At 72.7% G+C, this 24,791-nt stretch carries 22 protein-coding genes and 1 riboswitch; of the genes, 5 read left to right on the plus strand and 17 right to left on the minus strand.

Annotated features, from left to right (window positions below; all coding sequences use genetic code 11):
- Nucleotides 1–42: 42 nt before the first annotated feature.
- The 9 genes from KSO97_RS08930 to KSO97_RS08970 all read right to left on the minus strand — a co-directional run bounded on the left by KSO97_RS08930 (nucleotide 43) and on the right by KSO97_RS08970 (nucleotide 10,023).
- Nucleotides 43–729 (minus strand): 4a-hydroxytetrahydrobiopterin dehydratase, encoded by a 687-nt coding sequence (locus KSO97_RS08930; RefSeq protein WP_232678071.1) that lies wholly within the window; start codon nucleotides 727–729, stop codon nucleotides 43–45.
- A gap of 95 nt (nucleotides 730–824) precedes the next feature.
- Nucleotides 825–2,075, minus strand: coding sequence for an MFS transporter (locus KSO97_RS08935; protein ID WP_232678073.1), 1,251 nt, complete (start codon nucleotides 2,073–2,075; stop codon nucleotides 825–827).
- A gap of 106 nt (nucleotides 2,076–2,181) precedes the next feature.
- Nucleotides 2,182–3,522 carry a VWA domain-containing protein gene (locus KSO97_RS08940; protein ID WP_232678075.1) on the minus strand — a complete coding sequence of 447 codons (1,341 nt, stop codon included), beginning with the start codon at nucleotides 3,520–3,522 and terminating at the stop codon, nucleotides 2,182–2,184.
- A 45-nt stretch (nucleotides 3,523–3,567) separates the two neighbouring features.
- The gene (locus tag KSO97_RS08945) at nucleotides 3,568–4,824 is read right to left on the minus strand and encodes an aminotransferase class V-fold PLP-dependent enzyme (RefSeq protein ID WP_232678076.1); all 1,257 of its coding nucleotides are present in this window, start codon (nucleotides 4,822–4,824) and stop codon (nucleotides 3,568–3,570) included.
- Nucleotides 4,825–4,888: 64 nt separating this feature from the next.
- On the minus strand, nucleotides 4,889–5,809 hold the full coding sequence (locus tag KSO97_RS08950) for an ABC transporter ATP-binding protein (RefSeq protein ID WP_232678079.1): 921 nt from the start codon (nucleotides 5,807–5,809) through the stop codon (nucleotides 4,889–4,891).
- Entirely contained in the window at nucleotides 5,806–6,810 is a 1,005-nt protein-coding gene (locus KSO97_RS08955; protein WP_232678081.1) for an iron ABC transporter permease, read from the minus strand. The genes KSO97_RS08950 and KSO97_RS08955 overlap by 4 nt, the downstream gene beginning before the upstream one ends.
- 89 nt (nucleotides 6,811–6,899) lie before the next feature.
- On the minus strand, nucleotides 6,900–7,925 hold the full coding sequence (locus KSO97_RS08960) for an iron ABC transporter permease (RefSeq protein ID WP_232678083.1): 1,026 nt from the start codon (nucleotides 7,923–7,925) through the stop codon (nucleotides 6,900–6,902).
- A gap of 35 nt (nucleotides 7,926–7,960) precedes the next feature.
- Nucleotides 7,961–8,980, minus strand: a complete 1,020-nt coding sequence (locus KSO97_RS08965; protein WP_232678089.1) for an ABC transporter substrate-binding protein — start codon at nucleotides 8,978–8,980, stop codon at nucleotides 7,961–7,963.
- 83 nt (nucleotides 8,981–9,063) lie between these two features.
- The gene (locus KSO97_RS08970; RefSeq protein WP_232678090.1) at nucleotides 9,064–10,023 is read right to left on the minus strand and encodes a hypothetical protein; all 960 of its coding nucleotides are present in this window, start codon (nucleotides 10,021–10,023) and stop codon (nucleotides 9,064–9,066) included.
- Between the two features lie 33 nt (nucleotides 10,024–10,056).
- Here KSO97_RS08970 and KSO97_RS08975 point away from each other — a divergent pair, with 33 nt between their 5' ends.
- On the plus strand, nucleotides 10,057–10,515 hold the full coding sequence (locus KSO97_RS08975; RefSeq protein WP_232678091.1) for a hypothetical protein: 459 nt from the start codon (nucleotides 10,057–10,059) through the stop codon (nucleotides 10,513–10,515).
- A gap of 29 nt (nucleotides 10,516–10,544) precedes the next feature.
- Here KSO97_RS08975 and KSO97_RS08980 read toward each other — a convergent pair whose 3' ends face one another.
- From KSO97_RS08980 to KSO97_RS08990, 3 genes are read right to left on the minus strand one after another with little or no spacing between them, the layout of a single operon-like run.
- A complete protein-coding gene (locus KSO97_RS08980) occupies nucleotides 10,545–11,108 on the minus strand; it encodes a pyridoxamine 5'-phosphate oxidase family protein (RefSeq protein ID WP_232678093.1) in 564 nt (187 codons plus the stop codon).
- Between the two features lie 12 nt (nucleotides 11,109–11,120).
- On the minus strand, nucleotides 11,121–12,809 hold the full coding sequence (gene ilvD, locus KSO97_RS08985; RefSeq protein WP_232678096.1) for a dihydroxy-acid dehydratase: 1,689 nt from the start codon (nucleotides 12,807–12,809) through the stop codon (nucleotides 11,121–11,123).
- 48 nt (nucleotides 12,810–12,857) lie between these two features.
- On the minus strand, nucleotides 12,858–13,958 hold the full coding sequence (locus tag KSO97_RS08990) for a sialidase family protein (RefSeq protein ID WP_232678098.1): 1,101 nt from the start codon (nucleotides 13,956–13,958) through the stop codon (nucleotides 12,858–12,860).
- A 151-nt stretch (nucleotides 13,959–14,109) separates the two neighbouring features.
- On the opposite strand from KSO97_RS08990, the gene KSO97_RS08995 reads away from it, so the two are divergent.
- From KSO97_RS08995 to KSO97_RS09010, 4 genes are all read left to right on the plus strand, one after another.
- Complete coding sequence (locus KSO97_RS08995; protein WP_374198482.1) at nucleotides 14,110–15,021, plus strand: DMT family transporter; 912 nt, start codon at nucleotides 14,110–14,112, stop codon at nucleotides 15,019–15,021.
- A 549-nt stretch (nucleotides 15,022–15,570) separates the two neighbouring features.
- Nucleotides 15,571–15,816: a hypothetical protein gene (locus tag KSO97_RS09000; RefSeq protein WP_232678103.1), complete on the plus strand. Its 246-nt coding sequence runs from the start codon at nucleotides 15,571–15,573 to the stop codon at nucleotides 15,814–15,816.
- 41 nt (nucleotides 15,817–15,857) lie between these two features.
- Nucleotides 15,858–16,787 (plus strand): alpha/beta fold hydrolase, encoded by a 930-nt coding sequence (locus KSO97_RS09005; protein WP_232678105.1) that lies wholly within the window; start codon nucleotides 15,858–15,860, stop codon nucleotides 16,785–16,787.
- Between the two features lie 4 nt (nucleotides 16,788–16,791).
- Nucleotides 16,792–17,988 carry a sorbosone dehydrogenase family protein gene (locus KSO97_RS09010; RefSeq protein WP_232678106.1) on the plus strand — a complete coding sequence of 399 codons (1,197 nt, stop codon included), beginning with the start codon at nucleotides 16,792–16,794 and terminating at the stop codon, nucleotides 17,986–17,988.
- Nucleotides 17,989–18,105: 117 nt separating this feature from the next.
- Here the strand turns inward: KSO97_RS09010 and KSO97_RS09015 are convergent, their stop codons facing one another.
- The 5 genes from KSO97_RS09015 to KSO97_RS09035 are packed head-to-tail and all read right to left on the minus strand — an operon-like array spanning nucleotide 18,106 to nucleotide 24,216.
- Nucleotides 18,106–18,945 (minus strand): ECF transporter S component, encoded by an 840-nt coding sequence (locus tag KSO97_RS09015; protein WP_232678107.1) that lies wholly within the window; start codon nucleotides 18,943–18,945, stop codon nucleotides 18,106–18,108.
- Entirely contained in the window at nucleotides 18,942–20,576 is a 1,635-nt protein-coding gene (locus KSO97_RS09020; RefSeq protein WP_232678110.1) for an ABC transporter ATP-binding protein, read from the minus strand. Before KSO97_RS09020 ends, KSO97_RS09015 begins: the two co-directional genes overlap by 4 nt.
- Complete coding sequence (locus tag KSO97_RS09025; RefSeq protein WP_232678112.1) at nucleotides 20,573–21,649, minus strand: energy-coupling factor transporter transmembrane component T; 1,077 nt, start codon at nucleotides 21,647–21,649, stop codon at nucleotides 20,573–20,575. The genes KSO97_RS09020 and KSO97_RS09025 overlap by 4 nt, the downstream gene beginning before the upstream one ends.
- A 6-nt stretch (nucleotides 21,650–21,655) precedes the next feature.
- Nucleotides 21,656–22,585, minus strand: coding sequence for a hypothetical protein (locus tag KSO97_RS09030; RefSeq protein ID WP_232678115.1), 930 nt, complete (start codon nucleotides 22,583–22,585; stop codon nucleotides 21,656–21,658).
- Between the two features lie 5 nt (nucleotides 22,586–22,590).
- On the minus strand, nucleotides 22,591–24,216 hold the full coding sequence (locus KSO97_RS09035) for a hypothetical protein (RefSeq protein ID WP_232678118.1): 1,626 nt from the start codon (nucleotides 24,214–24,216) through the stop codon (nucleotides 22,591–22,593).
- A 67-nt stretch (nucleotides 24,217–24,283) separates the two neighbouring features.
- A riboswitch (cobalamin riboswitch) is annotated at nucleotides 24,284–24,436 on the minus strand.
- Nucleotides 24,437–24,791: the final 355 nt, after the last annotated feature.

Genomic DNA, 24,791 nt, shown 5'->3' on the forward strand with positions numbered 1-24,791 from the left:
GTCCCGCGGAGCGGCGGAGATTCCGCGTGGCGGACGGGCGGGTCAGGCGGGTTCCCGACCCACCCAGGTCGTCACGCAGGCGCGATTCCCCTGGGCGTCGGCGAGCACCCAGAACGACGGCGCACGACCGTCGCTCACCATCGTGCCGCCGGCATCGAGCACGGCCTGGATCCGTAGCTCGGCGACCTCGGGCGGCACCCGGACGTCGAGATGCCAGGTCTGGGACGGCGTCTCGGTGGCGGCACCGGTCGGGCCCGCGGCCTGTTGGAACCAGATCGTCGGACCCCGGCCACCGGGGTCGGCGAGCTCGTCCTCCTCCTCGCCCTCATAGCCGAGCAGCGCCGCCCAGAACGGCCGGATCGCGGCGGCGTCGGGGGTGTCGAGGGCGAGCTCGAGGACGGCGGTATCGCGCGGACGCGGCGTCGCGCCACGGGAGCCGGCGATCCGGCTGATCTCGCGGGCCAGCCGGACGTCGCGCTGGGTGACTCCCCCGACATCGTGGCTGCTGAGCCGGACGTCGAGCCGGCCGTAGCTCAGATCGATGTCGGGATGGTGGTCCATCTCCTCCGCGACGGCGCCGACCTCGGCCGCGATCTGCAGCGCGGTCGCGAAGTCGCCGGTGTCGAAGCGAGCGTGCAGCCGGGCGAACAGCAGCCGCCAGTCCTCCAGCAGCTCGGCCTCGACATCGTGGCCGGAGAGGACGACCCGGTCTTCCTCGGTGATGCTCATCGCAGCTCTCCCTCGTCGATCTCACCGAATCTCGTGCGGGTGGCACAGTCGGTGTCTACCCGCTGCGGCCCACCCGTGGCCCACCCCCAGGTGGGTCAGAGCTGCCCGGACGGCGAGCCCTCCACGCCCGGTGGCTCCTGCGGTCGGGTCTCCGGGGCGGTCACCCACGGCAGTGCGGCAAGCAGCGCCACCGCACCGGTCAGGGCGAACGCCCACCCGTAGCCCACCTGGTCGGCCACGATCCCGACCAGCACCGGGCCGAGGATGGCCCCGGCGTCCTGAGCCATCTGGAAGACCGAGAGCACCCGGCCGCTGCCGCGCTCGTTGCCGACCACGTCGGCCACAGCGGCCTGCTGCGCGGGGTTGACGAAACCGCCGCCGACGCCGGAGAAGACCGACAGCACGAGCAGCACTGCGAGGGAGCCGCTCCATCCGATCAGCCCCAGCCCGAGCGCCGTCACGACCAGCCCGAGCAGCACCGTCGGGCGACGCCCGACGGTGTCGGTCATCCGGCCTCCGCGCGGCAGCGTGAGCGCCGTGCCCAGCGCGGCGAGGGCGAGCGCGAGGCCGGCGACCCACGGACCGTCGTGAACGGCGACGGCGAACTGGGGCACCACGGCGACCCGCACGCCGAAGTTGCACCACCCGTTGGCGAACGCGGAGGCGAGACCGGCGCGGTAGGTGGGGTGCGCCCAGGCCTCGGCCAAGGACATCGGGTCCGCCGGGGTCGGCCTCGGCGCGCCGTCGGGCAGCGGTGCCTCACGCAGCCTCAGCGCGACCACCCCGGCCGCGATGATCAACACCACGGCGTAGATCACGAACGGCGCGCGGAGCCCGAAACCCGCGAGTGCACCGCCGACGAGCGGCCCGACCATGCCGCCCAGCAGGAAGGCCGAGGCGTAGACCGAGGAGACTCGGCCCCGCATCGACGGCGGCGCGAGCCGGACCAGCAGGGCCATCGCCGAGACGGTGAACATCGTGGAGCCGATGCCGCCCAGGCCGCGCAGCACCAGGAGCTGGTGGTAGTCCTGGGCGCCCGCGGTGGCCAGACTGGACACCGCGACGAGCATCAGGCCGCCGAGGTAGACCGGTCGCTCGCCGAGCCGGGAGACGAGCGCTCCCCCGGCAGGGGCGAACAGGAGCCGGAAGAACGCGAAGATCGACACCACCGCCGACGCTGCCGCGACTCCGACGTCGAAGCTGCGCGCGTAGGCGGGCAGCACCGGCGAGACGATCCCGAAGCCGATCGCGATGACGAACGCGGAGCCGATGAGCACCCGGATCTCCGGGGGCAGCGGTGCCGGAGCCGGCGTTCGTGCGGCCCGACGTCGGAACGGCCGGCTCACGTGAGGATCACGACGCGCGATCCTGCCATGCGTCGGGCCGGCCGAGGCGCGCTACCCGCCGTCAGCGGGCGGCGATCAGCACGGCCGGGTGGCGGGCTCGGCAGGGTCAGGATCGGTGGGGTGCGCCCGAGGTCCGGCGCAGCAACACGATGATCGCCGCGCCGAGGCCGAGCACGACCACGGTCAGGACGGCGATCAGTGCGACCGCCCACGCAGGCACTCCGCTCCCGTCGTCCGCCGCCGCCTGGTCCACCTCGCCGGTCGAGTCCCCCGGCGAGGTGGTCTCGTCGGCGTCGTCAGGACCGGCCGAGGGGTCCGCGGTCGGCGTCGGTGCGGCGCTCGCGTCGCCGACCACCTCGATGACGAAGTCGTAGGAGATCGGCGTGGTGGTCGCCCCCGCGTCGACCTCCACCACGAGGTAATGGGTGCCCGAGGTGCGCAGGCCGTCGTCGAACGACTCGAGCTGGAAGGTCGTGGCGACGCCGTCGCGGTTGAACCCGTTGTCGAAGTCGATCTGGCCGTCGCTCGGATCACGCAGCTGAGCGGCCAGGCAGCATCCGTACTCGGTGCGGCCGTCCTCGGTGATACGAGCCCGCACGACCTGGCCCTCCACGCCCTCGAAGGAGTACCAGCGCGCCTCGCCACCCGTGACGTCGTCGGCGTAGGTCTCGCCGACGGTGACCGGCGCGGCCTGGGTGATCGCCGTCCCACCCTCGACCCTGGTGCCGGAGGTTTCGAACCGCCGCGTCGCGCGATCGGCGGAGGCCTCGAGCTGCCGGGTGAGCTCCTTGGCGTCGTCGGCGGTCACGAACTCTCCCCCGGTCACCCGCGCGACGCAGGCCAGCTGTCGCCGGGCGGCCTTGTTGCCCGCGAGCAGCAGACCGACCGTGTCGATCCGGACGTCGATCCCCTGCTTGCTCAGATCGCGCGCGGCCTGGCACGGCTCGGGCGCTCCGCAGGTGTCCTCACCATCGGAGATCAGCACGATGCTGCGTGGCCCCTGGGGGCTGAAGTCGCCGGCGGCCTCACGGAGGGAGTAGCCGATCGGCGTGAAGCCGGTCGGACTCGCGCTCTCCACGGCGGCCTCGATGGCGCCCCCGGTCTCGTCGACCGGCCCGATCGGCACGGCCAGACCGGTGTCGCGACAGCCCTGCCGCTCGTTGTCGCCGGCGTAGTCGGCGCCGTAGAGGCGCAACCCCACCGGCGAGGTCTCCGGCACGCCGTCCAGCAGAGCGGCGACCGCCTGACGGGCGCCCCTCATCAGCGTGGTCCCGTCGGCGTCCTTGCGCGCCATCGACCCGGACACGTCGAGGATCACCAGCAGTTCGCCGGTGCTCTCCGTCGGCTCGGCCGACGCCGGAGAAGAGGCGAGAGCCAGCATCGGCGCGAGGAGCAGCGCTGCGACGAGCGCGCGGGCGGGGCCGGAGACCTTGCGAGAGATGAGCACGCCATGGCCCTACCCAGCGAGGACGGTTCCGACACCCGTCGTCGTTCAGCGTGCGCGCGCATCGCGCCCGTCGAGCACCGCCCGGACGGCGTCCAGGCCCGCCGAGGTCTCGGCGAACGACGTCGAGAGAGGCGAGAGCCCCAGCCGCAGACCGCCGGGGTCGCGATAGTCCGGCAGCACGTCCCGGCGCCACAGCGCAGCGGTGACCTCGCGCATCGCCGGATGGGTCCAGGTGAGATGGCCGCCGCGCCGAGCGGGATCGGACGGCGAGGCGAGCCGCACCTCGGGCAGGCGCTCCGCCGCCCACGCCACGGCCGCCGAGGTCAGCGCCACCGACTTCGCGCGGACGGCGTCGATGCCGACCTCGCCGATGACGTCGAGCATGTCCTGCACCGCGAGCATGCCGATGACCGGCGGAGTGCCCGAGAGGAGACGGCGGATGCCCGGTGCGGGCTCGTAGTCGGGACCCATCGCGAACGGGTCGCGTACACCCATCCAGCCCCGGATCGGCTGCCGCAGCTCGTCGACGAGGCGGGCGGCGACGTAGGCGAACGCGGGGGCGCCGGGTCCGCCGTTGAGGTACTTGTAGGTGCACCCCACGGCCAGGTCGACACCCCACCGGTCGAGCTCGGTCGGCACGCTGCCGACGCTGTGGCACAGGTCCCACAGCGTCAGCGCCCCCGCCTCGTGCGCGCACGCCGTCACCGCCGCGACGTCGGCCAGCCAACCCGAGCGATAGGCCACGTGGGAGAGCAGCACGACAGCGGTGTCGGAGCCGACGACCGCGGCGACCTGCTCGGCGGTCACCCCCGCGGAGGTGTCGACGTCGATCCAGCGCAGGCGGAGGCCGCACTCCTCGGCGACGCCCTGCGCCACGTAGCGGTCGGTCGGGAAGTTGTCGCGGTCGAGCACGATCTCGGTGCGTCCGGGTCGCAGAGCCACCGCGGCACGCACCAGCTTGTAGAGCAGCACGGTGGTCGAGTCGGCCACCACGGTCTGGCCCGGAGCCGCCCCCAGGCAGACGTCGGCGATGCGATCGCCGATCGACGTCGGCAGCTCGAGCCACTCCTCGTCCCAACCACGGATGAGACGCCCGCCCCAGCTGCTCTCGACGAACTCGGCCAGCCGCGACGCCGTCACTCTCAGCGGCCTGCCGAGACTGTTGCCGTCGAGGTAGACCAGGTCGCTCTCGGAGCCGATGAACCGCTCGCGCAGGTGCGCGAGCGGGTCGCGTGCGTCGAGTTGCTCCGGAGACGACGACGCCGTCGCGCTCACGGGCGCTGCGCCCTCGCCGGTGTCCACGTCGCCGACGGTAGCGGTGCGGGCGAGCGACGGCGGTGGGGGCAGCGCCCCTCGTGCCGTACCGTCACCCACCACCGTGCGACGACGTCCGCGCGGTCGCCACATCGGCGTCGACGGATCGGTCGGCGCTGCCTCGCAGCGATGCGTAGGGCAGGACGACGGGCGCACCGGTGACCGGGTCGTCAACGATGCTGGCGTGGACACCGAACAGGTCGGCCACCAAGGCGGTGGTGACGACCTCGCGCGGAGGCCCGTCGGCCACGACCTCTCCGGCACGCAGGGCGATCATCCTGTCGGCGTAGCGCGCTGCCTGCGCGAGGTCGTGCAGCACCGCGACGATGGTCAGGTGCCGCTCCCGGCGGAGCTTCGCGACGAGATCGAGCACCTCGACCTGGTGGCCGATGTCGAGGAACGTGGTCGGCTCGTCGAGCAACAGCGTGCGCGGCTCCTGAGCCAGGGCCAGCGCGATCCACACGCGCTGCCGCTCGCCTCCGGAGAGCCGCTCGACGTAGCGGTCGGCGAACGCCTCGATCCCGGTGAGCTCCATCGCCTCCGCCACCGCGCGGCGATCCTCCGCACTCACGGCGCCCACCAGCGCGCGGTGAGGATGGCGCCCCTGGGTGACGAGTTCCCGCACGGTGATGCCCGCGGGCGCCACGGCACCCTGGGAGACCACCGCGAGCGTGGTGGCGACCTCGCGCGGCGACAGGCCACCTACATCTCTGCCGTCGAGCAGCACCGTTCCGTCCGCGGGCGCGAGCAGGCGGCACATCGCGCGCAGGATCGTCGACTTGCCCGATCCGTTGGGCCCGACCAGCGCCACCCACGAGCCGGGCTCGATCGCCAGGTCCAGGTCGGGGACGACGACGCGCTCGCCGTAGCCGATCCTCACCTGGTCGGCGACGATCGCCGGAAGCGCGGCTCCGCGGTGCTGTTCGCGAGGCTGGTGCCGACGTGCGCGTGCGAGGCGTCGAGCAGTGATCACCGGGTCTCCTTCAGTACGAGCGCCAAGAGCAGGGGGCCGCCGACCAGGGCGGTCACCGCGCCGGTGGGCAGGGAGGCGCGGGCTGCGATGCCTCCGTCGGGCACGGCGAAGGAGAGCACGTTGGCGATCGTGTCGGCGCCCAGCAGGAGCAGAGCGCCGGCCACCGCGGCCATCGGGAGGAGGCGAACCGGGTGGCTGCCGACCAGCGGTCGCACCAGGTGCGCGGCGACCAGACCGACGAAGGCGATCGCACCCACGGCACAGACGGCTCCCGCGCTGAGCACGGCTGCCGCGGCGAAGACGACCATCCGGGCTCGGGAGATCTCCACGCCCACCGTCGTCGCGACCTCGGCGCCGGCCCAGAGCACCGTGACCGCGCGCAGGCTCGCTGCGACGGCGACCAGACCGACCACCGCCCAGGGCCACAGGCGGTCCCAGTCCTGCCATGCGGTGGCGTGGAGGGTGCCGACGAGCCAGCGCAGCACCGTGCCGAACACCGAGCCGTCGAGGGTAAGGATCACCGAGATCAACGCCGAGACCGATGCCGTGATCATGAGACCGTTGAGCACCATCACATCGGTGCCGCCTCCTGCTGCCGAGCCGGTCTGGCGCCACCCCAGCCAGAACACGACGGCACCGACGACCACGGCGCCGCCGGTGGCGACGAGGGGTGCCCAGGGGCTGCCGACGGACATCCCTCCCCCTCCCCACGAGGCGGCCAGCACGATCGCGAGGGCGGCGCCGGAACTGATCCCCAGCAGTCCGGGGTCGGCCAGGGCATTCCGCGTGACCGCCTGCAGCATCGCGCCGGCGGCGCCGAGCATCGCTCCCGCCGTGATGGCGACCAGCCCGCGCGGCAAGCGCAGGCCGACGACGATGTCCTCGTGCCAGGGCTGTTCAGGGCGGCCCAGGAGGGCGTGGGCGACCTCGTCGGGTGTCAGCCTGACGGTGCCCGAGCCGAGGTGGATCAGCTCGATCCCGACGACCAGCGCGAGGCCCACGCCACACCACCACGGCCACCACCGAGCCGTGCGGGGAAGATCCCCCCGCACGACCGGCGCGGGAGATGGGCGCAGCGATGCGGCGGCGGTCACGACAGCACCGACATCCGACGCCACTGCAGCATCGCCACGAGCAGCGGCGCTCCGACGAGCGCGGTCACCATGCCGGCGGCCAGCTCGCGGGGATCGGCGATCATGCGTGCGGTCTGGTCCGCCGCCACCAGCACGAGCGCGCCCACGGCCGCCGCCATCGGCAGCACCCAGCGCGCATCGACGGTGCCGAGCATCGAGCGGACCAGATGCGGTGCCACCAGGGCGACGAAGCCGATCGGCCCGCAGACGGCGACGACCGCCGCCGTCAGCAGACTGGCGACGGCCAGCACCGCGATCCGGGTGCGCAGCACGGCGATGCCGAGCGTGGCGGCTGCGTCGTCACCCAGGCGCAACACGTTCAGGGAGCGCGCGAGCACCAGAGCCGCGGGAACGGCCACGGCGCACCAGATCACCAGGATCTGGACGTCGGCCCATCCTCGGTTGGCCAGGCTGCCGAGGAGGAACTGGTAGAGGAGCCCGGCGTTGGCGGGTGCTCCGAGCGTCACGAGCGCGACGATCGCGCCGGACAGCACCGAGGAGAACGCGAGGCCGCAGAGCACCTGCGCCACCGTGCTGCGCAACCTCATGCCCACCAGGATCGCGACGGCGCCGACGGCCATGCCGCCCGCGAGCGCCATCGGCGTCACGGCAGCGCGCGGCACCGGCAGCCCGAGGATCGCGATCGCGGCGACCACGACCGCGCATCCGTTGCTCACGCCCAGCAGCTCGGGGGCCGCGATGGGATTGCGGAGCCCGTCCTGCAGGAGCGCTCCGGCCAGGCCCAGCGCGGCGCCCGCCAGGAGTGCGAGCACCAGCCGTGGAGCGCGCAGGTCGACCAGTGCGATCCGCACCCGCTCGTCGCCCGCCCCGCTCAGCACCGACCACAGGTCGACGACCGGCACGTCGGGGCGACCGGCGGCCAGCCCGAACACCGCGAAGGTGCTCAGGCCGGCCACGGTCACCGCGAGGATGCCGATCGCCGCCCGGACGCGTCGGGACGCCGCTGGGGCCTTCGGACTCATCGGTTCGCCGTCGAACTCGGTGGACGCGGGGAGGCTCAGGAGACGAGCGGACCGAGGGGCGCGGAGAACTCCTCGGGATAGACCGTGGGCAGCACCGTGTCGAGCACGAGCTGGCGGGTCAGAAGCCCCCCGGTACCGCCCCACCAGGACGGCGTCACCTCGACGTGGCCCTGCTGGACGGCGGTCAGCGACTCCCAGACCGGCTCGTCGGCGAGTTGCTCGACCAGTGCCGGCGCGTCGGGGTCGAAGCCGAAGTCGAGCACCCAGATCCAGTCGGGATCCACGTCGAGGATCTGCTCGAGATTGATCTCGAGGAACCCTCCGTCAGCCTCGCTCGCCGTCGGCCACGGGTAGGAGGTGAAGTCCGCCAGCGTGGCACCGATCGAGGAGTCCGCGGCGTCGATGCCGATGTCGTCGGTCGCACCGCCGTACATCGACAGCACCGTGGTGTCCCGCGCCTGGGGCCCGTAGGCGGCGACGACGTCCCGGTAGCCGGCGATGGCCTCGGCGGCCTGCTCGGTGCGTCCGACGAGGGTCGCGACCGTCTCGACGTTCTCGATCGCATCGGTCTCGTCGGAGATCGTGGCCAGGTACATCGGCACGTCGCCCAGGGCGGCTCGCATCTCGGCGTGGACCGACGCGGCGCCGATCACGAGGTCGGGCTGAACCGCAAGGATGCCTTCGAGGTCGGGCTCGAAGAAGGTTCCGCCGATGCTGGTGATCGCGGAGGCCTCGTCGGCGAAGAAGTTCGGGTCCTCGACGACGGCGAACTGGCTCGACGCCGTCGGCGCGAGGTCCAGCAGCCGCAGGGTGTCCAGGCAGGTCACGTCCAGGCAGACCACCGAGGTCGCCGGCTCGTCGAGCGCGATCTCGGTGCCCGTGGCGTCGGTGACCGATACCGGGCCCGTGGCCGCGGGCCGCGCATCGGTCCCGGGTCCGCCGCTGCTACGCGACGAGTCGGTCGAGGAGTCGTCGCCGCTGCAGGCGGCGAGCAGGGTGGCGGCGAGGAGCACGGCGCCGGCAGGAGCGAGACGGCGAGGGGTGAGCGGGGACATCGGACCTCCGAAGTGTGCGAGCAGAAGCGAGCCGCACTCTGACAGAAGTAGGAATGATTATCAAAACGATGTTCTCGCGGACTCTACTGGAAGCTGACGAACCGCACCTTCGGCCTGATCCGGTGCACCTCGGTGCTGTTCATGAGGTCGACGTCCTCGTCGTAGAAGAGCTTGAACCCCATCCGAAATCGCGGTGGATGAGCGACGTGCGCGAAGGTCGCAAGCTTCTGCCCCGGGGTGCCGAAACCGTCGACGTGCTGCACCATCGCCAGCGAGGGCCGCGGCTGCACCGAGCCGATCCGCGTGATCATGTCGTCGCGGAACTGGTGGAGCAGGAAGAGCTTCTGCGGCAGGTCGTGACGCTCCTGCAGGTCGGCCAGCCAGCGGGTCACGGCGTTGACCTCGGCGGCGTCCACCGAACCGATCACCCGACCCGGCACCTCACGCGGGCCCATCCGCCACTCCGGGTCCAGGGCCAGTCCGACGAAGGGGTCGCGCAGGGCCCACTCCCACCGCTTGGCGACGTCGAGGAAGTTCGCCCGCCCCGGCTGCAGGTCGAGCACGACGAGCGCGCCGTTGCGATGCGCGGCGTCGATGTAGCGCTGTACCGCGGCGCGATCGATGTCGTGGTTGTAGTCGCCGTTCTTGCCGGGGTGGGCGTCGGCGATCGTCACGATCAGCTCATAGACCGCCTGCACCGGCTGGTTCGGACGGATGAACGCCCGGGCGGCCCGCATCAGCCGACGATGCGCGGTGTCGGGGTCGGTCTCGCCCAGGACGCCGAGCGCGCCCGTGCCGGCCGTGCCGTAGTAGGCGACCAGGAAGCGGTTGTCGTCGAAGATGCGCGCAGCGCGGGTCGCCCTCGGGTCGGGCTGGCTGGTCGGCGTCTCGCTCGCCGCCGGCGGGGCCGACGGGACGGGTGTCGTCGACGGCGACCCGGCCTGCCGCGACGCCGGGTCGTCCGATCGCTCGGACCGCCCGCCGACCACGACCGCGACGCCGATCAGCCCGGCGACCAGCGCGAGCGCTATCAGCACCAGCACCGCGCGCTTCGCCCCATCTGGTGAACTGGAGTCGTGACCTCCCCGTACCCGCACGCCCCTGTTCCTCCCCCTCGTCCTGGGCAGGCCACCACGGCCTGCATCCTGTCGTTCGTCGGCTCGAGCCTGGCCCTCATCGGTCTGACCGTCATGGTCTTCGCGCTCTCCAACGACGACTTCGCCGAGCAGATCTCCGAGGGCGCCGGTGCCAGTGCGGCCAGCGACACGTTCGTGACCATCATGACGTGGCTGAGCGTGGTCGGAATCGTGCTGGCCATCGCCTCACTGGTCGTCACCTCGATGCTGATGCGGGGAGGCAGCGTCGCGCGCATCCTGTTCACCGTGGTCGCCGGCCTGGGCATCGCGAGCTCGCTGACCTTCTTCCCCGTCGGTCTGCTCTGGGCAGGCCTCTGCGTCACCGGCATCGTGCTGGTCTGGCAGCGCCCGGTCACCGAGTGGATCGGCGCTGCCAACTCCTCATCGACCTACCGCTGAGCGCGTCGAGGCGCCGAGAGCGAGGTTCTCTAACCACGCACCGGGTCGTCGTCGAAGGCTGGGAGACCGTCGATGCTGGTGCGGTTCTTCTCCACCCGGTAGGCCACCACGCCGTCGGCGCCGCGGCGCTCCATGTTCGGCGTCAGCAGGTCACGCTCGCCGTCCAACGACATCAACGGGAGCGAGTAGCCGCACGAGTCGCTGACCCGCTCGACGTCGACCACGATCACGGCGCGCGCAGCCGGGTTCTCCGGAAAACGTGAGGCCCACTCGGCGAAGTCGTCGTCGTAGAGACCGACGACCCTGCCGCGCCCGTGGAGTCGCACGATGTTGGGAGTGCGTTCGAAGGAGCAGAACATCACCGTGATCCGGCCGTTCTGGCGCAGGTGCGCGATCGTCTCGGCACCGCTCGCCGTCAGGTCGAGGTAGGCCACCGTGCGCTCGTCGACGACGCAGAAGGTGTCGGCCAGCCCCTTCGGCGAGACGTTGACGTGCCCGTCGTCCCCCGAGGGCGCGGTGGCGACGAAGAAGACCGACTGGCGCTCGACGAAGTCGCGCACCCGCCCGTCGATCGCCTCGTGGACCTTGCCCATCGGTGTGCGCCGTCAGCCGGTGACGGCGCCGTGCGCCGCGGAGGCCACCGTGCGCGCGTACTTGCCGAGCACGCCCTTGGTGTACTTCGGCGCCAGCGGCTCCCAGCCGTCCTGACGGCGGGCGAGCTCGTCGGCCTCGATCTCGACCTCGAGCGTCCGGTTGAGGACGTCGAGCGTGATGGGGTCGCCGTCGGCGACGAACGCGATCGGTCCGCCGTCGACCGCCTCGGGTGCGACGTGTCCGACGCACAGACCGGTGGTACCGCCGGAGAAGCGGCCGTCGGTCAGCAGCAGCACGTCCTTGCCGAGGCCGGCGCCCTTGATGGCGCCGGTGATGGCGAGCATCTCGCGCATACCGGGGCCGCCCTTCGGGCCCTCGTAACGGATCACCACGACGTCACCCGCCACGATCCGGCCCTCGGAAAGAGCGTCCATGGCCGCGCGCTCGCCGTCGAAGACGCGCGCGGTGCCGCGGAAGACCGACTCGTCGAAGCCGGCGCTCTTGACGACCGCACCCTCGGGGGCGAGCGAGCCCTTGAGGATCGTGAGGCCGCCGGTCTTGTGGATCGGGCGGTCCAGCGAGCGGATCACGTCGTCGTCGACCAACGGCGGGTCGATCTCGGCCAGGTTCTCCGCCATCGTCTTGCCGGTGACGGTGAGACAGTCGCCGTGCATGAGCCCGGCGTCGAGCAGGGCCTTCATCACCATCGGGATGCCACCGACCTTGTCGACGTCGTTCATCACGTACTTGCCGAACGGCTTGAGGTCGCCCAGGTGAGGCACCTTGTCGCCGACCCGGTTGAAGTCGTCGAGGGTCAGATCGACCTCGGCCTCGCGCGCGATCGCAAGCAGGTGCAGCACGGCGTTGGTGGAGCCGCCGAGCGCCATCACCACGGTGATGGCGTTCTCGAACGCCTCCTTGGTCATGATCTGGCGCGCGGTGATGCCGCGTCGCAGCAGTTCGACCACGGCCTCGCCGGACTTGTGGGCGTAGCCGTCGCGACGACGGTCGACGGCCGGCGGCGCGGCCGAGCCGGGCAGGCTCATCCCGAGGGCCTCGGCAACCGATGCCATCGTGTTGGCGGTGTACATGCCGCCGCACGCGCCCTCTCCGGGGCAGATGGCCCGCTCGATCTTGTCGACCTCCTCACGCGTGATCTTGCCCGCCAGGCACGCGCCGACGGCCTCGAAAGCGTCGATGATCGTGACGTCGCGGCCGTCCACCTGGCCGGGCATGATCGACCCGGCGTAGAGGAACACGCTGGCGAGGTCGAGGCGGGCCGCGGCCATCAGCATGCCGGGCAGCGACTTGTCGCACCCGGCCAGCAGCACCGAGCCGTCGAGCCGCTCGGCGTTCATCACGACCTCGACGGAGTCGGCGATGACCTCTCGCGAGACCAGCGAGAAGTGCATGCCCTCGTGGCCCATCGAGATGCCGTCGGAGACCGAGATCGTGCCGAACTCCAGCGGGTACCCGCCGGCCGCGTGCACGCCGTTCTTGACGGCCTTGGCCAGGCGGTCGAGGGAGAGGTTGCAGGGGGTGATCTCGTTCCAGCTCGACGCGACGCCGATCTGCGGCTTGGCGAAGTCGTCGTCACCCATGCCTACCGCGCGCAGCATGCCCCGGGCGGCGGCACGCTCGAGGCCGTCGGTGACGTCGCGCGAGCGGGGCTTGATGTCGGGCTGCTGCGGGGTGCTCATACCGACAGATTAGAGGTTCGGGCGCGGCGCCCGGCCGTGCCCGACCGGTCAGTAGGACGCCGCGCGTACCGCGACGACGTCGGGCAGATGCGCGACCACGGACCGCCAGCTGCCCCCGCCGTCGGTGGAGACCCAGACGCTGCCGTCGCGCGCACCCAGGTAGAGGCCCGCCGTCTCGTGGTCGTCGGCGCACATCGCGTCGCGCAGCACCCCGACGAAGAAGCGCTCGGGCAGCCCCGTCCCGCGTGGCGACCACGACTCCCCCGCGTCGGTGGAGGCCCACACGCTCGCGCGCCCCTCGGGCGGGTAGCGGCACTCGCCGCCGCCGAGCGGGAAGACGAAGAGCGTGTCGGGCCGGTGGGGATGCGCGACGACGGGGAACCCGAAGTCGGCGGGCAGCCCGCCGGCGATCGACGTCCAGCTCGCCGCCTCGTCATCGGAGCGGTAGACGCCGCCGTGGTTCTGCAGGTAGAGACGCTCCGGCCGGCTGGGATCGCGGGCGACCTTGTGGACGCACTGCCCGAACTCGGGGAACTGCTGGCCCTCGGGGAGGAAGCCGGCGCGGATACCGCGGTTGCGTGGCATCCAGGTCGCGCCGTCGTCCGCGCTCTGGTAGACGCCGCCCGTCGAGATGGCGACCGTCACCGACGCCGGATCGCGCGGATGCGGCAGGATCGTGTGGAAGGCCTGACCCCCGAAACCCTCGCCCCACGAGGCGCGGTGAGGGTGCTGCCAGAGCGACTCCTCGAGCTCGAAAGTCTCCCCCGCGTCGCGCGATCGCCACACCGCGCCGGGCTCGGTGCCGGCCCACAGCACGCCGTCGTCACCCGCGGGGCTCCCCGCGGCCAGCTGCCACACCCGCTCGACCGAGGCTCCGGCGCCCTCGGTGAAACGTGGACCCCCGCCCGGGGTCTCCTGCCAGGTCGCGCCGAGATCGTCGGACCACCTGACCTGCGGGCCCAACCAGCTCGACGAGGCCCCCGCGAACAGCCGCGGCCGGCCCGCGGAGCCGTGCCTGGGGTCGATCAGGCAGGAGTACACCTCCTCCATGTCGTGGTGCGGCCCCGTCACCGCCCACTCCTCGCGGTCCGCGTCGGACGTCGCGATCCACAGCCCCTTGCGGGTGCCGATCATCAGAACCGTCGCCATCGGAAGGCTCCTCTCGCCTCTCCTGCACTCTCGTCTGCAGGTCAGACCCGCGCAAGGGGTGCGACTCATCGCTGACAGCAGGTTCGATCTCCGGCCTCATGGGGCTTCGAGACGCCCTCCTCGCTGCCACGCCGGGCTCGGACCTACGGTGATGCCCGTGAGCCAGCGACCCCCTCGAACAGCGGCGCGGCCGGTGCTGCTGGTGCTCGTCGGGATCGCCTCGGTGCAGTTCGGCGCCAGCATCGCCAAGTCCCTCTTCGACGAGGTCACCCCGACCGAGATGGTGTGGCTGCGGCTGGCGACCAGCGTCGTGGTGCTGCTCGCGGTCGCTCGGCCGCGGTTCTCCGGACGCAGTCGGCTCGACTGGACCCTCGTGCTCGGCTTCGGGCTCAGTCTCGGCGTGATGAATCTGGCGATCTACCAGGCCTTCGCCCGGATCCCGCTCGGCATCGCGGTGACCATCGAGTTCATCGGACCGCTCGCGATCGCCGTCCTGGGGTCGCGGCGCGCCCGTGACCTCGCGTGGGTCGGCCTCGCGGGCGCCGGCGTCGTGCTCCTCGGGGCGGAGCGGGCCGACCTCGACGTCCTCGGCGTGCTCTTCGCACTGCTCGCGGGCGCGGCGTGGGGTGCCTACATCCTCCTGAGCGGTGCGGTCGGCCGGCACTGGGGCGGGCTCGACGGCCTCGCGATCGCCAGCCTGGTCGCCCTCGCGATGGTGACACCGCTGCTGACGACCACCGACGTGTCCGGTCTCGGTGACCCGCGGATCATCCTGCTCGGGATCGCCGTCGGGCTGCTGAGCTCCGCGCTGCCCTACAGCTGCGAGATGGTCGCGCTGCGCGATCTGCGCGCGGCGACGTTCGGCATCCTGATGAGCCTCGAACCGGCCGCGGCGGCCCTGGCCGGACTCCTCATCATCGACGAGCAGTTGAGCGCGGTGCAGTGGCTCGCGATCGGCTGCGTCGTCGCGGCGAGCATCGGCGCCACGCGGAGCGCTCGCCCGTCCGGGGCGGCTGCGGAGGCGGGCGGGCCACCGGCTCCGCCGGTGTCCGCGGGAACCTAGTGCCGCGACACTGGAGCCCGATTCCACGCTGAGCGCTCGCCCGTCCGGGGCAGCTGCGGAGGCGGGCGGGCCACCGGCTCCGCCGGTGTCCACGGGAACCTAGTGGCACGTCCGGGAAGTTCTGATGCGCTTCGCGTACCCCCGGCACCCACCCCGCGGCGTTGCCGACGCTTGCGAGACGACCCGGTATGGCTGCGCGCCGGCGCCTTGCGCTGCACGCACCGGGAGCACGCCAACCGTTTCAGAACTTCCCGGACGTACCACTCGTGCTCGCGACAGTGGGGCCCGATTCCACACTGAGAGGTCGCGCGGAGAGGGGCTGTCGTGGTGGGCGTCGTCCCGGTGCGTGCATGAGCGCCGAGGAGGGAGCCGTGCCGGAGGCACGGCGACGCTCGAGTTGGTGCTCAGGTGCGTGCGGGGGGCGGCGGCCAGCCGACATCTGCCCTCTCCGCGTGACCTCAGGGGAACTGCCTGAGAATCGTCCGTGAGTTCACCGCGATGTCACGTCCGCGTGATGCGCGGGGCCGAGCGCGCGGGTAACGTCGCGGCATGTCCGCTACACCCCTCCTGGTGAGTCCGTTCTCGGGACTCCTCACGCGCCTCCGGGAGTGGCCCGAAGCCTCGCAGCTCCAGGCCCGCCGCAATGCGATGATCGCCGCGACCGCCTGCGCCCAGCGCCGGGCCGAGCGCGACGACGTCGCCGACTTCCTCGCCCACCTCGACGACGCCGCCGCCGACCCGGCCGGCGGCGCGAGTCCCGCCCCACCGATGTCGCGAGCCGCCGCCAACCGCTGAGCCGCAGTCCGCGGCGCCCCGGCGTCAGGCAGAATCACGCCATGCCGACCTTCGCCGCGCGTACCGCTCCGGCCGTCTCCCTGGCGTTCCGCGACATCCTGTCCGACGACGGGACGCGGCTGCGGGCCTGGACCAACGACCCCGACGGCGTGATCGACGGCCCGACCGTCGTGCTGTGCAACGGCCTCGGCACGAACCCCTACCTGTGGCCCGCGTTGATGGACCCGGCCTGCGGCGTCCGAGTCGTGTCGTGGAACCACCGCGGTGTCGGCGGCTCCGACCGTCCGGTCGATCCCTCGCACGTGGCGGTGGAGCACTTCGTCGAGGACGGCCTCTCGGTGATGGACCACTTCGGCATCGACCAGGCCGTGCTGATGGGCTGGTCGATCGGCGTGAACACCATGTTCGAACTCGCGGCGCGCAATCCCGAGCGCGTGTCCGGCCTGTTCGCGGTGGCCGGAGTGCCCGGGGACACGTTCTCGACCATGCTCGCCCCGCTGCGGCTTCCGCGGCCTGTGGCCCGCGCACTCACGGTGAACGTCAGTCGGGTGCTCAGCCTGGCAGGCAAGGCCGTGACACCGATCAGCACCCGACTCCCGATCGGGCCGCGCGCCATCGCAGCGCTCACCCACTCCGGCTTCATGCTGCCGGTGCCGGACCCGGCTCTCGCCGCGGTGGGGATCAAGGAGTTCCTGACCACGCCGGTCGACTGGTACTTCCACCTCGCCCTGTGCACGTCGCGGCACGCTCGCGTGCGACTGAGCACGATCGACGTCCCGGCGATGTTCGTCGCGGGCCGCTGGGACGTACTCGCCGGCGCGCGCGACATGGCCAGCGCCGCCGCGCGGATGAGCGACGCCGAGTACGTCGAACTGTGGGGCTCGCACTTCATCCAGGTCGAGCAACCCGACGTCGTCCACCAGTTGCTGCTCGACTTCCTCGACCGCGTCGGCGCGGCGTCGGGCGTCTGAGCAGATGCGCCGCACCGTCAGACCTCCGGCCCGAGCCCGCGCCAAGGTCACCGTCGCGGTGGCCTGGGCGCTCGGCGCCACAGCGACTCTCGCTGGCTGTGGGTCCGACGACCCGCGTCCTCCGGGCGTCACGGCGACGCCGACGACACCTGACACGCCGGCCGGCTCGGCCCCGCCGTCCACCGACGGGAGCAGCGGCAGCGACGGGCCCGGCGCCGCGGCAGCGCAGCCCGGTCGTGCCCGCGCGATCGTGACCGGACTCGCCGCTCCCTGGGGAGTGGCGTTCCTCCCCGACGGCGACGCGCTGGTGACCGAGCGCGACACCCGCCGTGTGCTCCTCATCAGCGGACCGGCGCACCGGGTGCGCGAGATCGGTGTGATCGACGACGCCGCGCCCGAGGGCGAGGGCGGGCTCCTGGGCGTCGCGATCTCCCCGGACTTCGAACGCGACCGCGCGGTCTTCCTCTACCTGACCACCAGCAGCGACAATCGCATCGTGCGCGCCCGGCTGCAGAACGGCCGGCTGGGGGCACCGGAGACCATCCTCGACGGCATCCCGCGCGGGTTCACCCACGACGGCGGACGGCTGGAGTTCGGCCCCGACGGCTCCCTGTTCGCCTCCACCGGGGAGTCCGGAGAGCCCGAGCTGTCCCAGGACCGCGACTCCCTCGGCGGCAAGATCCTGCGTATCACCACCGATGGCGACGCGGCCCCCGGCAACCCGTTCGACAGCCCCGTGTGGAGCTGGGGTCATCGCAACGTGCAGGGCCTGGCCTTCGACGACGACGGGCGACTGTGGGCCTCGGAGTTCGGGTCGACCGAGTTCGACGAGCTCAACCGCATCGAGCGTGGCGCGAACTACGGCTGGCCGCGCGTCGAGGGCGAGGGCGGTCGCAACGCCGGCCCGGAGTTCACCGATCCGCAGGTGACGTGGCCCGTCGACGAGGCCTCCCCCTCCGGTCTCGCCTTCGCCGGCGGAGCACTCTGGATGGCCGGGCTGCGCGGCGAGCGCCTGTGGCGGGTGACGTTGGACGGCGCCGAGGCGAGCGACCCGACGGCGTTCCTCGTCGGGGAGTACGGCCGGTTGCGCACCGTGGTGCAGGCACCCGACGGCGCGCTATGGGTGACGACGTCCAACCGCGACGGACGCGGGGACCCGGGCGCCGACGACGATCAGATCCTCCGCATCCCTCTGCGCTGACGGTTGACCCGTCTTTACCTTGAGACGGGTCAACGGTGTCGGAGCGGTTGACCCGTCTCAAGGTAGAGACGGGTCAACGGTGTCGGAGCGGTTGACCCGTCTCAAGGTAGAGACGGGTCAACGCGACTCGCCGACGATGAGGGCGCGGCGGGACGCTCGGCGCAGGGTGGCGAGCACGGCCGGACCGATGATCGCGATGGCGAGCGCGGTGGTGATCGCGCGCCCGGTGTCGAAGGACGACGTCGAGGTGACCAGCGTGTAGCGCGCGAAGGCAAGCAGGTTCTCCGTCATCGGCGCTCCGGGCAGGTAGGCCACGTTGCCCTCCACGCCGGGCACGGCGATGCCGAGCAGGAACGGCCAGCCCGAGAGGTTCATCAGGAGGCCGTAGGCGTAGGAGGCGAGGACGCCGTAGACGGCGAGCATCGCCAGCTCGGCGCGCCCCGTCGGTCGACGAGGCAACAGGCCAGCGCCCATACCGACCCAGGCCGCGCACAGCATCTGGAACGGCAGCCAGGGCCCGACGCCCGCCGTCAGCAGTGCCGAGGCGAAGAGGGAGAGGACGCCGAGCACGAAGCCGAAGCCGGCGCCGAAGACACGCCCGGCCAGGATGAGCAGGAAGAAGACCAGCTCGACACCGCCCGACCCCGCCGAGAGCACGCGCAGGAGCGCGTTGACCGCGGCCAGCACGCCCAGGAGCGCGAGCACGCGGGAGTCGATACCGCCCTGGCTGATCTCGGCGAGCACCACGGCGATCACGATCGGGATCAGTGCCAGGAAGAGGAAGGGTGGATCGATGCGGGTGCCGGCCTCGACCCGGGTCAGCAACGGCCAGCAGAGCATCATCAGGCCCCCGAGCGAGGCGACGCCGAGGACGGCGGCCGATCGGCGCGTGAGCGGGACGGCGACCCGCTGCGCGAGCGCGGACCCGACCGCTCGGCTGCTCGCGTCGGCGCTCACGCCGACTCCGGAGTCAGCGCGGCGACGACGTCGCCCACCCGCAGCCAGGGCGGTCCGAGCACCTTGGTGACCTGCGGCGCGAAGGCGGGCGACTCCGCGACCACCTCGCGCACCACGCCGGCCGAGACCACCTCGCCGTCGGCGAGCACCACGACATCGTCGGCGGCGACGGCGACGAACTCGACGTCGTGCGTGGCGACGAGCACGGCGTGACCCGACGCCGCGAGGTCGCGCAGGATCCGGGCCAGTTCGCCCTTGCCGCGGTAGTCCAGCCCCCGGGTCGGCTCGTCGAGCAGCAGCACACGGGGCTTCGCCGCCAGCACGAGCGCCAGGGCGAGTGCGAGTCGTTGCCCCTCGGAGAGGTCGCGTGGATGCATGGCGTCGTCGATGCCCGGGGCGAGGTGGTCGAGCAACTCCCGGGTGCCCGGACCTCCCGCCTCGCACTCGGCGGCGACGGTCTCCAGGTAGAGCAGGTCCGAGGCCGTCTGAGGCAACAGGCCGACCAGACCGCGGCGTCCGGCCGGATCGAGGGTGTGCGGGTCGCGACCGTCGACGGCGACCGTGCCGCTGCGACGTCCGCGCGTGCCCTGCAGGGTCCACAGCAGGGTCGACTTGCCAGCACCGTTGCGACCCATCAGCGCGGTGACGCGGCCGGGCTGCAGCGCCACGTCGACACCGCCGAGCGCGACGGTCTCCCCCCGCGTGACGGTGACGTCGCGGGCGAGGGCGAGCGGGGCGACCGCCCCGAGGTCGCCGCGGATGTCAGGGTGCCCCGCGGACATGTCAGCGAGTGCGAGCGAGCGGGCAGCACGACGCGCGTCGCGCACCGAGAGCGGCAGCGGCGACCAGCCGACGGCCCGCCCCAGCTCGACGAGCGGCGGGGCCACCGGCGAGGCGACCAGCACCTGCTCCGGCGGACCGACCTCGACCCCACCGGCGCCGGTCATCAGCACCATCCGGTCGGCGAACGGCACCACCCGCTCGAGACGGTGCTCGGCCAGCAGCACCGACACCCCGACGTCGTGGACGAGCCGGGTGAGCGTCGCCAGCACGTCCTCGGCGGCGGTCGGGTCCAGGGCGGAGGTGGGCTCGTCGAGCACGAGCAGCCGCGGGTGCATGGTGAGCACCGAGCCGATCGCGATCCGCTGCTGCTCTCCGCCCGAGAGCGTGCTCAGGTCACGCGAGCGAAGGTCGGCGATGCCGAGCAGGTCGAGGGTCTCCTCGACGCGGCGGCGCATCGTGGAGGTCGGCAGGCCCAGCTGCTCCATGCCGTAGGCCAGCTCCTCCTCGACGGTGTCGGTGACGAAGCCGGCGGCCGGGTCCTGCCCGACGAAGCCGATCATGTGTGCGCGGTCGCGGGGCGCGGAGTCGCGGATGCTCACGCCGTCCAGGAGGACGTCGCCGCTCAGCACCCCGCCGCTGAATCGCGGCACCAGGCCGGTGACGACGCCGAGCAGCGTCGACTTGCCGACGCCGGTGGGTCCGCTGACCAGCACCAGCTCGCCCTCGTCGATGTCCAGGTCGACGGCGTCCAGCACGGCGTCGGGCTGGCCGGCCGACACCGGATGATCGGCGTCGTAGCGCAGCGTGATCCCCCGCAGGGAGAGCAACGGCGTCGCCGGCGCGCTCATGAGGACACCACCTTCGGCGGGGGCGTCACGGCTACGGCCGCGACTCCGAGCAGGGCTCCGGCCAGCGCCATCAGACTGATCTGCGGTGCGAGTGCGGGATCGGGGTAGGCGATCGGCACCTCGTGCTCGTTGACCCACCAACCGATCGTCCCGGCGCCGAGACCGAGCACCGCGACGGCGATCTCGGGGGCGCGCCACCGGTCGGGGCGGTACCGGGTGCGCTGCACACGACGTCCGGCGACCACCATCCCGGCCACCGCGACGGCAAGGCCGAGGCCGAGCATCGGCGCGGCCAGCAGACGCGGTGCCGTGCGGTCGAGCAGCGCGTAGACGCCGACGACGACGCCGGACAGGCCGCCGATCATCAGCGCGCCCGTCACACGCCGCTCGGACCGCGTGGCGGTGCCGGCGCGCCCGTAGCCACGGGTGTCCATGCCGGCGGCCAGTGCGAGCGAGCGGTCGAAGGTGTCCTCGAGCACGGGTACCAGGAAGCGGCGCAGCCGCTTGATCCGGCCGGTGTCGCCGGCGCGCAGCGCCTGGGCGGCCCGAACCCGGCGGATGCTCTGGGTGAACTGCGGCAGCACGGAGACGGCGACCACGAGCGCGGTGCCGACCTCGTACAGGGCAGGCGGCAGCGAGCGGAGAAGACGCTTCGGATTGGCCAGCGAGTTCGCGGCGCCCACGCAGATCACGATGGCGGCCAGACGCAGGCCGTCATAGAGGCCCGTGAGGAGCGCTTCGCGCGTGAGCGGACCGAGCAGGGTGATGCCGAGTACCCAGTCGGGGAGTGGGACGGTGGGCAGGTCGAGCACGACCGTGCCGGGGTAGCCGCCACCGAGCAGGATGCGGAACAGCACGCGCAGCACGATCGCGGCGAGGCCGAGCAGCAGGTAGAACCGGAACGAGCGCGCCCACGGGTGGTCGGTGCGGCGCAACGCGACGACCACGGCCGCCACGGCGATGATCACGACGAGCACCAGCGGGTTGGTGGTCAGCGACGCGGCGGCCGCGAGGCCGATCGCCCAGGCCCACCAGGCGAGGGGATGCAGGTCGCGCGGGAGCGCGCCGATCACCGCCGATCAGCCCCGTCTCCGACGCACGAGCACGCCGGCGCCGGCCGCGGCGCCCAGGCCCAGCAGCACCACCGGCACCACCCACCCGGGCAGTCCGCCCTCGGGCGATGACTCGCGGACGGCGGGGACGGGGTCGTTGGAGAAACCCGACCCGTCGGTGGCCGACGGCGCCTCGGGGTCGGCGCCCGCCGTTCCCGAGGGCGTCGGCGCCGACGTCGGCTCACCGGTCTGGCTCGCTGACGGGGAGGCACCCGGTGCCGGGAACGCCGACGGCGCGCCACTCGGCGACGAGCCGTCCGGGTCCGGCGCCGCGGACGACGTCGGGGCACTACTCCGGGTCGGCCGATCGGGCTTCGGCGTCGTCGAGGGCCTGCCGGGGCCCGCCGTCGGACCGCCGGACGGGCTGGGCGCCGCGGTGGGCAGCGGAGTCGGCGACGGGGTGCTCGCCGCCGGCCGGACGGCGGGCGCGTCGGGAGTCGCCGTCCCGCTGATCTCGTCCCAGGCGAAGGCCACGAGGCCGCCGTCGGGAATCCGCAGCGCGTCGGCGCCGCGCGAGGCGTAGGTCCAGCGGCTGCCCGGCGAGCCCGGCGACCACCACAGGCCCCAGTAGGCCGAGGCCGGTGCCGTGTTCACGCACGGGTCGGAGGTCGGCACGCCGGAGACGCGGCACACGAAGCCCGGCTGACGGGCCGCGTAACTGAGTGGGAAGCCGGCCTGTTCGAAGAGCGAGGCGGCGCTCGCACCGCCACCGCCGGAGATGCAGACGGCCGGCGTGCCACCGCCGAGCTGGTTGAAGTCGACGACGACGGTCACGCCCGAGGACGACGTGCAGGCCGCCGCGCCCGCAGGAGCGGCCACCGCGCCGATACCGACCGAAGCCGAGCTCGCCGCCGCCACGAAGGCGGCGACGGCGAGCCGGCGCACGGTCGAGGACATCGGGGTCAGCGGGTCACCCGGAACGAGGCCGCGCCCTTGCGGTTGGCGAACTCGCCCACCGCACGCAGCGTCTTCGTGCCGCGCTTCGGGCCGACCGTCAGCCGGACGGTGGCCTTGCCCGCGCCGTTGGCCTGCGCCGGACGCTTCTGCTTGCCCAGGATCGCGCGCACCTTCTCACCCGGCGCGAGGCCCGTGACACGCACCACGAGCCGGTCGCCTGCAGCGGCTGTCGCGGGCACCCGGACCTTGAGCTTGGCCGCGCCGAGCGCGTTGATCGTGGCGGTGTCGACCCGGCCGGCCGCATCGGTCACGACCACGGTGCTCTTCCCGGTGCGAGCGGGCACCGAGACGGGCAGGAGCGCCTCGCCCTCGACGTCGGCCCAGCGCACGACGCGCTGGTTGCCCAGTCGTGCGCACACGGGCGCACCCGGCGTGGCACCCGTGACGCCGACCTGCTGGGTACGACCGGCGCGAACATACTCAGCCGTGAACAGCACGTTCGTCGGGCCGGGGTCGACCGGCGCCCAGAGGAGCCCGCGGACGACCTGCACGGCGACGTTGTCGAAGGTGGTGGCCGTCTCGTCGGTGATGCCTGCCGCCAGCGCGGAGGTGCGGTCGGCGTCGTTGTAGGCGACGGCGCCGAGATCCTTCGCCGCGACGGGTGCGCATGCGCCCGTCGCCAACTGGTGGGCACGCAGCCACGTCGCCGCACGGCGCGCCGGCGCGAGCAACGACGACGCCGTCGGGGACGCCTGCGAGAGCGTGCCCAGCACGTCGGCGGCGAGCGCGGTCGAGTTGGCGTTGGCACCCTGGGCGCTTCCCGCGCCGAACGAGCCGTCGGCCGCCTGCTGACCGACCAGCCACGTCGCGCCGTCGACGAGCGCCTTCAGCACACCCGCGTCGGTCGCCTCGGGCAGCAGCGCCTTGAGAGCGAGCGAGGTCGCGTCGAGGCTCGGCTTGCCACCGGTGGCGTCGCAGGTCGCCGTGGCGGCATCCCGCGCGGGCAGCGACTCGGTGAAGTAGCCGGCATCGCACTGCTGTGCCAGCAGGTAGGCCTGCACGACCTCCTCCTTCGCCGAGTTCACGGCCGAGAGCCCCTCGAGGGCGAACGCCTGGCCGAAGCCGTTGGCGAAGTCGCCGTAGGTGCTGGTGTCGAAGATCCGGCCGCTCGGGTCGACCTGGGCCTCGAGACGGGCGATCAGGTCGACGCCACCGAAGGCTCGGGGATCGGCCTGGACGGCGCTGGCGTAGGCCGCAGCCTTCGCCGTCGCACCCGCGTAGGTGCTGCCGGCGTCGCCGAACGCCTCGCCGCTGATGTAGGAGCCGATGCCCGACGTCACCGCAGCCGTCACCGCGGCGACGTCGTCGGCATGGCCGGACACCGCCTGCAGCGAGCGACCGGCGTCGATGGAGGCGCCGTAGCTCGGACCGAACTGACCCACGATCAGGCCGCCGTCGAGGCGGGATGCGAGCCAGCCCGCCGCTGCGGCAGCGGGGGCCGGATCGGCGGGGGCGGGCGCCTGGGCGGGAGCCGACGGCAGGGCCGAGAGCGTGGCGGCGGCGGGGGCGGCGGGCCCGCGGCCTCCGGGGAGGCGGCCGCTACGACGGCCGGTGAGGGCACGAGACGACATGGGATTCCTTCCCGCTGCATCAGCGGGACGCCACCCTCGGCGACCCGCTGCTCTCCACGACAGCGATGTGGTCAGAACGCGTCGCGGTGGGTGCTCCGGCTGACGCCCGCTCTCGCGGACGCTCACGGTTGCGGGTCAGCGCCGGAGTTCCACCGGCTTCCCCCATCACGCGCGTGATGTTGATCGGTGGCCGCAGCGTACCGCCGAGGGCGCCTGAGGCCTCAACCACCGACCACCGGTGGGCACGACCGCACCGGTGATGGCCGGGGCGCGAGGAACGAGGGCCGCCGCGATACCCCGGCACACCGAGGGGCCGGCACCTGGCTCACCGGGTTTCGAGACGGTCGCAGAGCGACCTCCTCAACCACCGGCACCGCCGTCGCAGAGCGACCTCCTCAACCACCGGCACCGCCGTCGCAGAGCGACCTCCTCAACCACCGGCACCGCCGTCGCAGAGCGACCTCCTCAACCACCGGCACCGCCGTCGCAGAGCGACCTCCTCAACCACCGGCACCGCCGTCGCAGAGCGACCTCCTCAACCACCGGCACCGCCGTCGCAGAGCGACCTCCTCAAC

Source organism: Nocardioides sp. R-C-SC26, from assembly GCF_021246465.1.
In the GTDB taxonomy this organism is placed as follows: domain Bacteria; phylum Actinomycetota; class Actinomycetes; order Propionibacteriales; family Nocardioidaceae; genus Nocardioides.

Coding starts and splice junctions, on each gene's coding strand:
- KSO97_RS08930 (WP_232678071.1), bottom strand. CDS start 729: ATGAGCATCACCGAGGAAGACCGGGTCGTCCTCTCCGGCCACGATGTC.
- KSO97_RS08960 (WP_232678083.1), bottom strand. CDS start 7,925: ATGAGTCCGAAGGCCCCAGCGGCGTCCCGACGCGTCCGGGCGGCGATC.
- KSO97_RS08965 (WP_232678089.1), bottom strand. CDS start 8,980: ATGTCCCCGCTCACCCCTCGCCGTCTCGCTCCTGCCGGCGCCGTGCTC.
- KSO97_RS08980 (WP_232678093.1), bottom strand. CDS start 11,108: ATGGGCAAGGTCCACGAGGCGATCGACGGGCGGGTGCGCGACTTCGTC.
- ilvD (WP_232678096.1), bottom strand. CDS start 12,809: ATGAGCACCCCGCAGCAGCCCGACATCAAGCCCCGCTCGCGCGACGTC.
- KSO97_RS08990 (WP_232678098.1), bottom strand. CDS start 13,958: ATGGCGACGGTTCTGATGATCGGCACCCGCAAGGGGCTGTGGATCGCG.
- KSO97_RS08995 (WP_374198482.1), top strand. CDS start 14,110: ATGCCCGTGAGCCAGCGACCCCCTCGAACAGCGGCGCGGCCGGTGCTG.
- KSO97_RS09000 (WP_232678103.1), top strand. CDS start 15,571: ATGTCCGCTACACCCCTCCTGGTGAGTCCGTTCTCGGGACTCCTCACG.
- KSO97_RS09005 (WP_232678105.1), top strand. CDS start 15,858: ATGCCGACCTTCGCCGCGCGTACCGCTCCGGCCGTCTCCCTGGCGTTC.
- KSO97_RS09010 (WP_232678106.1), top strand. CDS start 16,792: ATGCGCCGCACCGTCAGACCTCCGGCCCGAGCCCGCGCCAAGGTCACC.
- KSO97_RS09020 (WP_232678110.1), bottom strand. CDS start 20,576: ATGAGCGCGCCGGCGACGCCGTTGCTCTCCCTGCGGGGGATCACGCTG.
- KSO97_RS09030 (WP_232678115.1), bottom strand. CDS start 22,585: ATGTCCTCGACCGTGCGCCGGCTCGCCGTCGCCGCCTTCGTGGCGGCG.
- KSO97_RS09035 (WP_232678118.1), bottom strand. CDS start 24,216: ATGTCGTCTCGTGCCCTCACCGGCCGTCGTAGCGGCCGCCTCCCCGGA.